8 protein-coding genes are annotated in these 11,819 nt (G+C 43.4%); 4 read left to right on the top strand and 4 right to left on the bottom strand.

Annotation, left to right across the window (positions count from 1 at the left end; all coding sequences use genetic code 11):
• Positions 1 to 1,490 (bottom strand): collagen-like domain-containing protein (locus B9Y87_RS12535; protein WP_217807512.1); only part of this gene is annotated, 1,490 nt, incomplete at its 3' end.
• A 273-nt stretch (positions 1,491 to 1,763) separates the two neighbouring features.
• On the opposite strand from B9Y87_RS12535, the gene B9Y87_RS21935 reads away from it, so the two are divergent.
• Positions 1,764 to 1,982 (top strand): hypothetical protein, encoded by a 219-nt coding sequence (locus B9Y87_RS21935; protein WP_176225628.1) that lies wholly within the window; start codon positions 1,764 to 1,766, stop codon positions 1,980 to 1,982.
• Between the two features lie 328 nt (positions 1,983 to 2,310).
• Here B9Y87_RS21935 and B9Y87_RS12530 read toward each other — a convergent pair whose 3' ends face one another.
• The 3 genes from B9Y87_RS12530 to pepE form a co-directional block, all read right to left on the bottom strand.
• Positions 2,311 to 3,459, bottom strand: a complete 1,149-nt coding sequence (locus B9Y87_RS12530) for a T9SS type B sorting domain-containing protein (RefSeq protein WP_085499350.1) — start codon at positions 3,457 to 3,459, stop codon at positions 2,311 to 2,313.
• Between the two features lie 18 nt (positions 3,460 to 3,477).
• On the bottom strand, positions 3,478 to 7,773 hold the full coding sequence (locus tag B9Y87_RS12525; RefSeq protein WP_139827222.1) for a bZIP transcription factor: 4,296 nt from the start codon (positions 7,771 to 7,773) through the stop codon (positions 3,478 to 3,480).
• A 243-nt stretch (positions 7,774 to 8,016) separates the two neighbouring features.
• A complete protein-coding gene (gene pepE / locus B9Y87_RS12520) occupies positions 8,017 to 8,709 on the bottom strand; it encodes a dipeptidase PepE (protein WP_085499597.1) in 693 nt (230 codons plus the stop codon).
• 186 nt (positions 8,710 to 8,895) lie between these two features.
• Between pepE and B9Y87_RS12515 the strand changes: the two genes are divergently transcribed.
• The 3 genes from B9Y87_RS12515 to B9Y87_RS12505 all read left to right on the top strand — a co-directional run bounded on the left by B9Y87_RS12515 (position 8,896) and on the right by B9Y87_RS12505 (position 11,815).
• Positions 8,896 to 9,654: a carboxypeptidase-like regulatory domain-containing protein gene (locus B9Y87_RS12515; protein WP_085499348.1), complete on the top strand. Its 759-nt coding sequence runs from the start codon at positions 8,896 to 8,898 to the stop codon at positions 9,652 to 9,654.
• 396 nt (positions 9,655 to 10,050) lie between these two features.
• The gene (locus tag B9Y87_RS12510; protein WP_085499347.1) at positions 10,051 to 10,794 is read left to right on the top strand and encodes a carboxypeptidase-like regulatory domain-containing protein; all 744 of its coding nucleotides are present in this window, start codon (positions 10,051 to 10,053) and stop codon (positions 10,792 to 10,794) included.
• Positions 10,795 to 11,305: 511 nt separating this feature from the next.
• Entirely contained in the window at positions 11,306 to 11,815 is a 510-nt protein-coding gene (locus tag B9Y87_RS12505; RefSeq protein ID WP_085499346.1) for a DUF6702 family protein, read from the top strand.
• The last annotated feature ends 4 nt before the right edge of the window (positions 11,816 to 11,819 follow it).

Below are 11,819 nucleotides of genomic sequence, written 5' to 3'. Positions count from 1 at the left end.
GCACCAGTATCTCCTTTATCACCTTTGTCTCCCTTGTCACCTTTGTCACCTTTATCTCCAGTTGCACCAGTGTCACCTTTTTCTCCAGTTGCACCAGTTTCTCCTTTATCACCTGTGGCTCCAGTTTCACCTTTGTCACCCTTATCTCCTTTGTCGCCTGTGGCTCCTGTAGCACCAGTGTCACCTTTTGCTCCGGTTGCACCAGTAGCTCCGGTTGCACCGGTATCACCCTTTACACCTTGTATACCTTGCTCTCCCGTAGCACCGGTAACTCCCTTGTCACCTTTGTCGCCAGTAGCACCTGTAGCACCAGTATCACCTTTTAGACCTTGAATTCCTTGTTCTCCTGTGGCTCCTGTAGCACCGGTATCACCTTTCTCACCTTGGATCCCTTGAATTCCTTGAGCTCCAGTGTCACCCTTGACACCTTGTATTCCTTGTGCGCCAGTCGCACCAGTAGCTCCTGTTTCACCCTTGTCGCCTTGGTCTCCTTTAGCGCCAGTGTCACCTTTGTCGCCCTGATCGCCTTTTGCTCCGGTGTCACCCTTGACACCTTGTAATCCTTGGGCGCCAGTGTCTCCTTTGTCACCTTTCTCACCAGTCGCACCAGTTGCTCCGGTTTCACCTTTGTCTCCTTGGTCTCCCTTAGCTCCGGTTGCACCAGTATCACCTTTGTCACCTTTCTCACCGGTAGCACCAGTTGCTCCAGTTTCACCTTTGTCACCCTGATCTCCTTTTAGACCTTGAATTCCTTGGGCTCCAGTCGCACCAGTATCACCTTTTACACCTTGGATACCTTGCTCTCCTGTAGCACCAGTTGCTCCGGTTTCACCTTTGTCGCCCTGATCGCCTTTGGCACCAGTAGCACCGGTATCACCTTTCTCACCTTGAATTCCTTGAGCTCCAGTGTCTCCCTTGTCACCTTTTTCACCAGTAGCACCGGTATCACCCTTGTCACCCTTATCTCCTTTGTCACCTTTTGCTCCAGTTGCTCCGGTTTCACCTTTGTCGCCCTGATCACCTTTGACACCAGTAGCGCCAGTAGCACCGGTTGCACCTGTGTCTCCCTTGGCTCCGTTTGCACCAGAAATACCAGCAGGACCTTGTGGTCCTGTTAAGTTTGAAGTTGTAAAGCTTGTTCCGTCTGTATAGTTGAAAGTAAATGTACCGTTGCCATTATCGACAGTAGATTGGATGCCGACACCTCCAGTGGCAGTTGAACCGCCCGTACACAAGCTATTCCATTGTGTTCCGTTGTAAAAGAAAACGCATTGTGCATCGGTATTAAATACCATTGCCCCACGAAGTGGCCTAATGGCCTGCATTTGCGTATTGGAAACTCTTGTTAGTACCAATGCTTTGTTGGTACTTTCCAATTCAACTATGGAAGCTGAATTAATGCTGTTTGGGTTTTCACCAATTTTTACTTGTGCAGTTGCAAAGGAGCAACTCATCAAAAACAGTAATAGGAGTAATTTTCTAAAGTCCATTCAAGGGGATTTGGGGTGCTAAGACCTATATCGACTCAAAATTAGGTGACTTATAAAGTATTGTTAAAAAAATGTTGTGAACCGGGCAAAAGCTGTTGTGTACCAACATTCTCGGCAATTAGGTCTATAAAATATGCCTTTGGTCGAAGGGGATATTACGGAATATTCTTATAAAATTAGAAAAGACACTATAGTTGGGATCTTGAAATGTAAGCCATTTTAAGCATTCAATTTTACAAGAATTCGGTATCAACTCGCTAATAGGTCTATACAATGAGAGCTATAAAAATTGGGAATTCTTGGATCGCTATTTTAGATATTAGTGTTGAGATCCCAGATGTTAAACTCTGGATTTTAAACATTAAAGCCACCAACTGTTCACTTCTTAACAACTTCGATTTCCCCTACGCTCAATCTCCAATTACTTCACTTGGTGGCTGGGCCTATCCGTTCCGTTCAGGCGGGCGTAGCCGAAGCTACAACTTACAATAACTAAAGGGACAATGGATTGGAAACGGAAGTCATTTCGACATGAGCCCTTCTTCTGGCGATTGAGAAGTCGCACATGTTTGGTCGGAGCCACTTGTGTGATTTAGCTCATGACATCCTCATTTACCGAGTATTCGTGAACCTTCGGTTTCTCACTTTCGTTCGAAATGACTCCTATCCCTTTCAACTTAAACTTTCAACATTCAACCTTGAACCTTGAACCTTGAACCTTGAACATTAAACTTGAAACCCTTTCACTGCCCACCAGCTTCGATTTCGACTCCGCTCAATCTCCGTTAGGACAGACTTTGAATTTTCAACATTCAACTTTTTAATGCTCCAAATACAAGAATCCCTGATAGTTAAGCTTTAGATCTTTCATGGCAATCACATAGAAATAGACACCATTGGGCAATCCGGCTCCGCGGTTTATGACCAAATTATCCACATTGGAGTAACCGGTAAAGCCATTGGTGTAGTTGTCCTCCTCATATACCTTTTGGCCTTGACGGTTAAAAATACTGATGGTATCATCATTGGAAAGTTCCAATTCCTCTATATAAAGGGCATCGTTTACGCCATCGCCATTGGGGGTTACCAGGTAATTGTCCAAGGTAAGCAATTCTTTGGCCGTGGCTTCGGAGGCAAAAGTAATTACGGCATAATCATCCGGAACAAAGTTGTCCGAAACCAAAAACCCTTGGGAGAGGTCGCCCACCACCGAAGCAGCGCCCAGGTTTACCCAAGATCTCCCACTAATGCTCCAACCCACGGGAATAATCTTGGCCACATCCTCGGTAAGGGCCGCTATATTGCTGCGTTCGTTCCAGCTGATCTGAATGGAAGACGAAACACTGCCCTCCAAATGCCAAAACTCTACCTCACTGATATCGCCCATGGTCCTGGGTTTTTTAGTAGGGTCAAAACTTTCCGGGAAGGTGGTAGGGTTGGTGGGACTTTCCCTGTAATAGGCACATTTGGCAAAGCTGTTGGTGCCGGTACTATTCAGGGTCAGGGACCGTAATTGTTCCGAATCGCCCACGGGAAAAATAAAATTTTGTTCATTATTGATGGTGACATAACCATCTACCTTGGAGAGGTTGCTTTCGCCTACATAAAAGGCATCCTGAAGAAAATTAAAATAGACGTCCTGTTGTTGCCTTGGGGTAACAAAATTGCCTGCAATAAAATTGGTGTTGGAGCTAACGCTCATGCCTGTGTTTAGCATTACCCCCTGGTCATTGGCAATTTCGGTATCGAAGAACACTGGCATAAAGGCGCCCGAAACACTGATCATACCACTGCCATAAAAACCGGCCAGGCCTAAATTCTGGTCAAAGGAAGCATTGTTGATGAGGTTGGTATGAAAGCCTATCTGTCCTTCATTGTGGATACGGATGTTGCCACTATTGTACAGGGCCGTTTGGGCCTGTATCCCTAGGGATAGCAACAATGCGAAGATGTAGATAGCGTGTTTCATTTTCCTTGGACAGTATCCTTAGTCCTTGTTTTTTAATAGTGCCTTAATTTCTTCCATGTCCTTACGAAGCGACTGCAGTTCTGCGGACAGGGATTCGTTTTCATTTTTAAGCTGATCTATCTTCTTTTCCTGCTCTATGGTATGCAGGAACAATTCCTCAATTTTTTCGAGGTTAAGTTTGGATGCCTGTCCCAAATCCCAAAAGCCTTGAGCTTTAATTTCCGCTGAAGATTGAATGCCTGGTAAATGATGGTGTTTTTTTACAAAAGCTTCAATTTGCGCCAATGTTTGGAAATCATAACTGTCTTTTAAATCAGAATTCCCTAGAAAGTATTTTTGGAAGACGTAGTCGGGTACTGGCGAGTGAGTGCCAGTAACATTGACATTTCCATCAACTTGTAAGTTTCCAGTAGTACTAACATTTGCAGTAAACACAGGGTTGATTTTGGAGCCGTCTATGGCGGCGGTTCCTGATATATCTGCATTAGTAAGACTTTCGTCCAAGATTTGGTCCGTGGTTATTGTATTATTGCTAATATCCTCTGCTATAATAGTTCCATTGGCTATTTTCATTGACGTCACTGCTCCAGTCTCTATTTTATCTGCTATGATAGCATTATTTGAAATCATATCTGAGGTGATTGCATCATTCGCTATGTCAATAGTCACGTTGGTAAAAGCTGCATTGGTGCCGCCGGTGACATCCAAAGTTCCCGAACTTATAGATCCCGTGCCACTAGCAGTAGGCGGGTCTATCCAATCAACTCCGGTGCCGGTTGATGAAAGAATTTGGCCAGGAGTACCAGCATTGTTGTTAATATCCCTAAGCTCGTTATTAAGTTCCAAACTACCCGTGGCAATTATTTCCAGACCGTTTCCAACTGATTCTTGTAGTCGCAGAATCTCTAGTCCGCCAGCTGAGAAACCTATTTCGTCTGCTACATCCGAAAACATACCAGTATTTGGGTCGCCATTAAAACGATATGAAGGTTCACTTTCATCTCCTGGTGAGTTTAAAATTCCCTCAGATCGGATGGCTCCTGCAACATGAAATTTATTGGTAGGGGGATTTGCGCTATTGCCAATTCCAATGTTACCTAAACCTGTAAATACTAAATTATGATTTACGGTTGGCAGTTCATATGTTCTAATTAAATCTGTTTGAACGAGGTTGGTATTTTCAAGGTTCTCCCCACCGCTTACGCTTGCAATTTCGGTATCCACGTAAGTTTTGACCGCATTCTGAGTAGGGAAAAGCACATCAGAATTCCCGAGGTTTGCATTAGTTGATTTGTTTGCCGTATCTTCTTTAAGTGCAACGGCGGCTGAATCGTCCAGTGCTGAAATGTCTGCGAAGAACGAAGTAGCCCCTTCTGTTACGGTGAGGTTGGTCCCGTCAAAGGTTACTGCTGTTATGTCGTCATCTGCTGCTGCACTCGCTATTTCGGTATCCACGTAAGTTTTAACTGCATTCTGAGTAGGGAAAAGCACATCAGAATTCCCGAGGTTTACATTAGTTGATTTGTTAGCCGTATCTTCTTTAAGTGCAACGGCGGCTGAATCGTCCAGTGCTGAAATGTCTGCGAAGAACGAAGTAGCCCCTTCTGTTACGGTGAGGTTGGTCCCGTCAAAGGTTACTGCTGTTATGTCGTCATCTGCTGCTGCACTCGCTATTTCGGTATCCACGTAAGTTTTAACTGCATTCTGAGTAGGGAAAAGCACATCAGAATTCCCGAGGTTTACATTAGTTGATTTGTTAGCCGTATCTTCTTTAAGGGCAATGGCGTTATTCGCCGCTGTTTCGTTTGCATCGACATCAGCCTGTACCGTTGCGATGGCCACCGAATCGTCCAGTGCCGAAATGTCAGCGGAAAAAGAAGTGGCGCCTTCGGTCACCGTCAGGTCTGTACCATCAAATGAGACTGCGGTAATATCATCGTCCGATACGGTTGCGATCTGGGTATCGACGTATGTCTTTACCGCTAGTTCTGTCGGGAAAAGGGTATTTGTGGCGTCCGCTAGGTTGACATCGGTTGATTTGTTAGCCGTATCTTCTTTAAGGGCAATGGCGTTATTCGCCGCTGTTTCGTTTGCATCGACATCAGCCTGTACCGTTGCGATGGCCACCGAATCGTCCAGTGCCGAAATGTCAGCGGAAAAAGAAGTGGCGCCTTCGGTCACCGTCAGGTCTGTACCATCAAATGAGACTGCGGTAATATCATCGTCCGATACGGTTGCGATCTGGGTATCGACGTATGTCTTTACCGCTAGTTCTGTCGGGAAAAGGGTATTTGTGGCGTCCGCTAGGTTAACATCGGTTGATTTGTTTGCTGCATCCTCTTTTAAAGCTAATGCAGATGTAAGTTCCATATCAGTAGTGAAAACTGGATCTAGGTCAACAGTGCCATTGAATCCACCATTTGTTCCAACGAAATCAATTTCTGTACCAGAAAGAAATGCGTTTGAAACTACTCCGTCAACCCCACCTGAAGCAAGAATTGTAGATATTCTTGTTTCTACATAATTTTGAGTTGCTGCATCCTGAGGTAATGTGGGATCCAAAAGATCATTAATTTGACTATTTCCAGCACTACTGCCATTGGTTAAAACACTAGCTAAATCTTGGGAACCTCCTCCAAGCCCTGAAAGGTCAATATCAAAATTATTTCCACCTTCTGTAATAGTTAGAGTAGTACCGGTTAATGTTGAAGCCGTAATAACTTCATTAGTTGTACTTCCATCAACTTCGGCCGTTAAATAACCATTATTGGCAACGAATGCATCCACCGCTATTTCATCCAAGGTGGTATCAATAGTTGAAAGGTCTAAAGTTCCATTAAAACCACCGCCCGATGCGGTAAAATCCAAATCGGTTCCATTGAGTTCAACTAAGGAAATAACTCCATCGGCACCAGCTCCAGCAAGACTACTCAAATCGACTGTGCCTCCTACGACCGTTGCCGGGTTAGATAAGGAAAGAATATTGGTTGTTGTGTTAAATCCAATGTTTGTAAGTTCATTGGTATCATCACCATCACCGTCATTGTAAAAGGCGCCGCCATCTGTACCTGAAGTAATGGAATTCTGGGCATCCGTACTTACAATGGTCTGTGCTGAACCACCAACAACATTGTCAACATAAGTTTTAACCGCGTTTTGGGTAGGGTAAAGTGTATTGGAGGTGCCTAACAGAACATTGGAGTCTTTGTTCGAAAGATCTTCTTTCAGTAATAATGCCGCATTAGTGGCAGCTTCATTGGCGTCAACATCCGCCTGAACAGCAGAGATAGCTGCAGATTCCTCCAATGTTGATAGATCTGCACTAAATGAGGTGGTTCCTTCGGTGACTGTTAGGGTTGTTCCTGAATAAGTTACTGCAGTTATATCATCATCGGTTGAAATTGTCCCTAATTGACCATCTACATAAGTTTTAACCGCATTTTGGGTAGGGTAGAGGGTGGTTGAGTTTCCAAGGGCGGTGTCATCGGATTTATTGGCCAGGTCTTCTTTGGTGCCAAGTGCCGTATTAATAGCCGCAATATCATTACTATTCTGGGTAATATTGTTGGCATTCACCGTTATGCTGTTGGCATTCGCCAAAATATCCCCGATCACCGTATCGGCCACTTTTATGGGGTCGGCCGAAGTGCCTGCTCCGGTAATCGTAGTCTGGTCCGCCTGGGTAGCACCGAGTTCGTTCTTGTTAAGCCATACCACATTGCCGCCAGCATCGGTCGTCAATAGCTGGTCAAAGGCGCCGGGTTCTATATCTTCTGGTTTAATGGTACCGTCTATTATCTCCAGGGTACCCACAGCGGCCTCCTGTATTTCGTCCTTTCCTACGGTGTTGTCCTGTAGTTCCGATGTGCCCACAGAATTGGGGGCCAATTGCCGCTCCCCAATGGTGGCCGTTGCAATATCGGCACCAAAAACGGTTTCGTTAACAATGTTCATTCCGGTGATCTGTCCCACCTTAAGGTCATAATTATTGCCACCGGTGGAAGTGATAACAACGGTGCCGTCGTCCGAAGTAAAGGTAATTGAGCCTGCCACGGCATCACAGATGTCTTTCCACTCCGTACCTGTATAGTAATGGATACATTGTACGTCCGTGTTGTACACCATGGCGCCTGCAGCCGGTGTAATGGCATTCATTTGTGCAGTGTTTACACGGGTAATGACCAATACCCTGGAACTGCTTTCCAGCTCCAGCACCGAACTGGGGTCTATATTCTGTGGGTTGTCGCCTATCTTTATCTGGGCCTGCACGGCCATTCCCAATAGCAGGCAAAAAAAGAAGTGGATATATTTCATTTTCAATTTTTTTAGTATTCTCCTATTGTTTTATTGTTCAAGGTTCAAGGTTCAAGGTTCAAAGTTAAAGTCAAAGTTTCTTGTACCAAAAACTGATGGATTTATACCTAAATCCATACGTTCTAAAAAATGGGGTGTCTCTACTTTTAAAATAGGGGCTATCAAAAGTAAAATTATCGTAAGATATTCACCCTTTTTTCGGGTAAAATACGTTACTACTAGGTGAACTGAAATCAATCTGCGTTAAAAGGGTATATTCTTACTTTCATAAGGTTTTTTTCCAGCTTCAAAGATGCGCGCCGTACCTTCGCCCTTAAGAATTTTATGGTCTCCGTTCACCAAAATATAGTTGCCTTCGCGGAGGCCTATTACGGGGGTAGTATTAAAGATATGAAATTCACGGATCCTAGTCTCCCTGGTTTCCCCTTTATGTTGGCTATTGGGGTCCGGATCCATATAATGCGGGTTGAGATTAAAATTTACCACACCCAAAGTGTCAAAACTGGGTGGGTACACTATGGGCATATCATTGGTGGTCTTCATACTAGGGCCGGCAATATTGCTGCCCGCGCTGGTTCCCAGATATGGGGTGCCGGACGCTATTTTGGCCTTCAACGGATTTATAAGCTGCAATTGGTGCAATTGCTGTACCAGGAGAAACGTGTTTCCCCCACCTGTAAAAATGCCTTCCGCTTGGGCAAGGCCTTCTAAGGGATCCGTAAAGCTATGGAGTCCTACCACCTTTTTATTTATTTTGGAAAAGGCCGTGGCCGCCAAGGCAGTATAGGCATCATGGGATATGCCGCCAGGCCTGGCATAAGGGATAAAGGTAATGGTGGAACAGCCTTTAAAAAACGACTGTAATTCTTCCAGGAGATATTCCAAATACCCTTGTCCAAATAAGGTAGAGGTACTGGCCAATATTATTTTTTTCATGTGTTCTACTCTTTGGGTACGGATAGGCAAGATACAAATTAACAAAAGTTTAAAGGTCCTTAACTTTTTTATGAACCCAACTTGCATTTTCTTTATCCCTTATTGGGATAAAAGCAGCACTTAAGTTTATTTCTTTAAGAAAAATAGGATATTTGACGCTTAATTTATCTAATTTTAAATAAAAAAATGCAAAATAAAATACTCCTCCTACTTTTCTTCCTTTGTGTTGCCATGTCCTATTCACAGGATGATGATCGCCAATACCTAAGGGGACAGGTACTGTATAGAAATGTGAACGTTCCCAATGAGAATGTCATTAATGTTACTACCGAAAGGGCCACGATTACCAATGATAAAGGGGAATTTGGGATTATGGTAAAGGCCGGGGACCAATTGGTGTTTACGGCCATTAATTACCAGTTGAAGGTGGTGGATATTACCGATGAAATTTTACAGAATAACAGATTGGTAGTAGAGGTTACTGAAAAAGTGACCGAACTGGACGAGGTGGTGGTTACCCCGGAAAATCAGGAAAAATTTCTCCAGGCCCAGAACAAGGAATTCCTGGACAGGGAATACGATTATGAAACTGACCGTTTAACGGAGGTGGAAAACATTGCCATTTCCAATGCCGACAAGGGTATGAAGGACGGACTTAATTTCGTCAATATTTTTAAAGCACTTATGTTGGCTACCAAGGGGAGTGATACCGATGTTGAGCGGGAGCCTTTAAAGGTTAGTGAGGTTTTGCGCCAGGTATATGATGATGAATTTTTTGTGCTGGATCTAAAGCTTCCACAAGACAAAATAGACGATTTTTTACTGTATTGCGACACCCAATTGCCAGAAAGGTCATTGTTGCAAAAGCGCAATGAATTTCAGCTTATAGATTTTTTGGTCACCCATAGCAAGACCTATTTGGAGGGATTGGAAGCGGAGAAGTAGTTGCTGGTTGCCAGTGGGCAGTAATCAGTGGTCAGTGAACAGTAATTAGTTGAATGTTGAAAGTTCAAAGTCTATCCTAACGGAGATTGAGCGGAGTCGAAATTGAAGTTGGTAGCCAGTGAACAGGTGAAAGTTGAATGTTGAAAGTTGAATGTTGAATGTTGAATGTTCAAAGTTTAGTGTCTAGCATCTAGTATCTAAGGTCTAATATCAAGCATGCCGTATTTCAATACTATTATCTAACATCCATTGTCTAACAAGCCCCAAGTATCAAGTCTTAAATATTAAGCCTTCTAGCCTTGAACAGGGCAGTTAAACCACAATAAACAGAACGTAGTGCGTATTGTCCCAATATATTTGGTTTTTATCATTTACAGTGTATTTGCACAAGCGCTAATGGCACAGGATTTTTCCAAGATTTTGGAAGGAAAAGTGTACAGTGATGATGGGGACGTGGCTGCTACCCACGTACTCAACACCACTACGAAAAAAGCCGCTATTACGGATATCAACGGATTTTTTTCCATAGCGGTAAGCCTAGGTGATACCCTGGTCTTTTCTGCCGTACAATACAAGCGCAAGGAAATGGTGGTGAATACCAGTATCCTGGAGAGTAAGTTTTTATCCGTTCCGTTGGAGGAATCCAATATTGCCTTGGATGAGGTTATTGTAATGCCCTATAACCTAACCGGGGAATTGGGCAGGGATATGAACAATATGGATGTGGGAACGGTTATTTCGGCTACCAGTCTGGGGTTGCCCAATGCCCATGTAAAGCCCTTGATGCAGAGTGAAAGATTGTTAAGGGAAGCGTCCATGGGTCCTTTATCTATTGGTATGTTGACCAGTATCCCCTTCAATCCGATTATCAATGCCATATCCGGTCGCACCAAAATGTTGAAGAAACGGGTGGCACGGGATATTAAGTATAACAAATCCCAACAGATACGCACCCAATTTGCCGATAGTCTTTTTGTGCTGCAACTTAAAATTCCCATGGAAAAAATAGACGATTTTTTGTACTTCTGCGAGGTAGATACCAATTTTAATGCCGTTGTAGATAGTCAGGACCTATTCGCCATTTGGGAGTTTATAAAACAAAAAAGTGTTATTTACAGGAAGAATAACGGGTTGGAGTGAATTGCAATTATCAATTAGCAATAAGCAATAAACAATAAACAATAATCAGTGAACAGTGACAGTTGAAGGTTTAAGGTTGAATGTTTGAAGTTAAAAGGGAAATTATTCCCCTCGCTGGCGCGAGCGTCACGCTCGTGCCCAAACAAGTCATTTCAAAAGGAAGTGAGAAACCGAAAGGTTCACGAATATCTGTAAAATAGAAACGTCATGAGCTAAATCATACAAGTGGCTATAACCAAATATGTGCGACTTCTCAATCGCCCCGAAGAAGGGCTCATGTCGAAGTGACTGCCGTTTCCAATACATTGTCCCTTAGGCTATTGTAAGTTGTGGCTTCAGCTACGCCCGCCTGAACGGAACGGATAGGCCCAGCCACCAAATGAATACAATGGTTTAAATTCTAATATCTAACATCTAATATCTAACATCTAATATCTAACGTTTATAATTTCACATTAATAGTCACACAAATGGCACAGTCATTGCTTATTTTTGACGGAGAAAGAAAATCATGCAATCAATAAAGAAGACTCTTATAATATTGGTGCTGCCGCTGCTGGCATTTACGGTGGCCCATAAATTTTACATTAGTGTAACCAGTGTGGAATACTCGGATAAGGACAGGGCACTGCAGATTACAACCCGGGTGTTTATAGATGACTTTGATAAGGTGTTGCAGGAACGTTATGGCGTTAAGGGTAATTTGGCCACCAAAGAGGAGTCTGCCATGGCAGATACCTATATAGAAAAATATTTGAGCACGAAGTTTATTGTTGAAATCAATGGTAAGCAGATGGACTTTAATTTTTTGGGAAAAGAATACGATAACGATATAATGATCTGTTATCTGGAAGTTCCGAAAATTGATATTAGCGCTTCCACATCCATTGGTTTACAGAACGAGGTACTAATGGATATTTTTGAGGAACAGAAAAATGTGGTCCACTTTAAACTTGGCAACCAAAAAAAGAGCTTTGTTCTTATCCGGGAGAATAATAAAGCTATGTTAAACTTAAACTAGATAA

The organism is Arenibacter troitsensis, from assembly GCF_900177645.1.
Taxonomy (GTDB): Bacteria; Bacteroidota; Bacteroidia; order Flavobacteriales; family Flavobacteriaceae; genus Arenibacter; species Arenibacter troitsensis.
The sequence above is the reverse complement of the archived record's forward strand: the minus strand, read 5'-3'. Positions and strand labels throughout refer to the sequence as shown.

What these genes read in the sequence shown, in the direction of transcription:
- B9Y87_RS21935 (WP_176225628.1), top strand. Translation starts at nt 1,764, where the DNA reads ATGAGAGCTATAAAAATTGGGAATTCTTGGATCGCTATTTTAGATATT.
- B9Y87_RS12530 (WP_085499350.1), bottom strand. Translation starts at nt 3,459, where the DNA reads ATGAAACACGCTATCTACATCTTCGCATTGTTGCTATCCCTAGGGATA.
- B9Y87_RS12525 (WP_139827222.1), bottom strand. Translation starts at nt 7,773, where the DNA reads ATGAAATATATCCACTTCTTTTTTTGCCTGCTATTGGGAATGGCCGTG.
- pepE (WP_085499597.1), bottom strand. Translation starts at nt 8,709, where the DNA reads ATGAAAAAAATAATATTGGCCAGTACCTCTACCTTATTTGGACAAGGG.
- B9Y87_RS12515 (WP_085499348.1), top strand. Translation starts at nt 8,896, where the DNA reads ATGCAAAATAAAATACTCCTCCTACTTTTCTTCCTTTGTGTTGCCATG.
- B9Y87_RS12510 (WP_085499347.1), top strand. Translation starts at nt 10,051, where the DNA reads ATGGCACAGGATTTTTCCAAGATTTTGGAAGGAAAAGTGTACAGTGAT.
- B9Y87_RS12505 (WP_085499346.1), top strand. Translation starts at nt 11,306, where the DNA reads ATGCAATCAATAAAGAAGACTCTTATAATATTGGTGCTGCCGCTGCTG.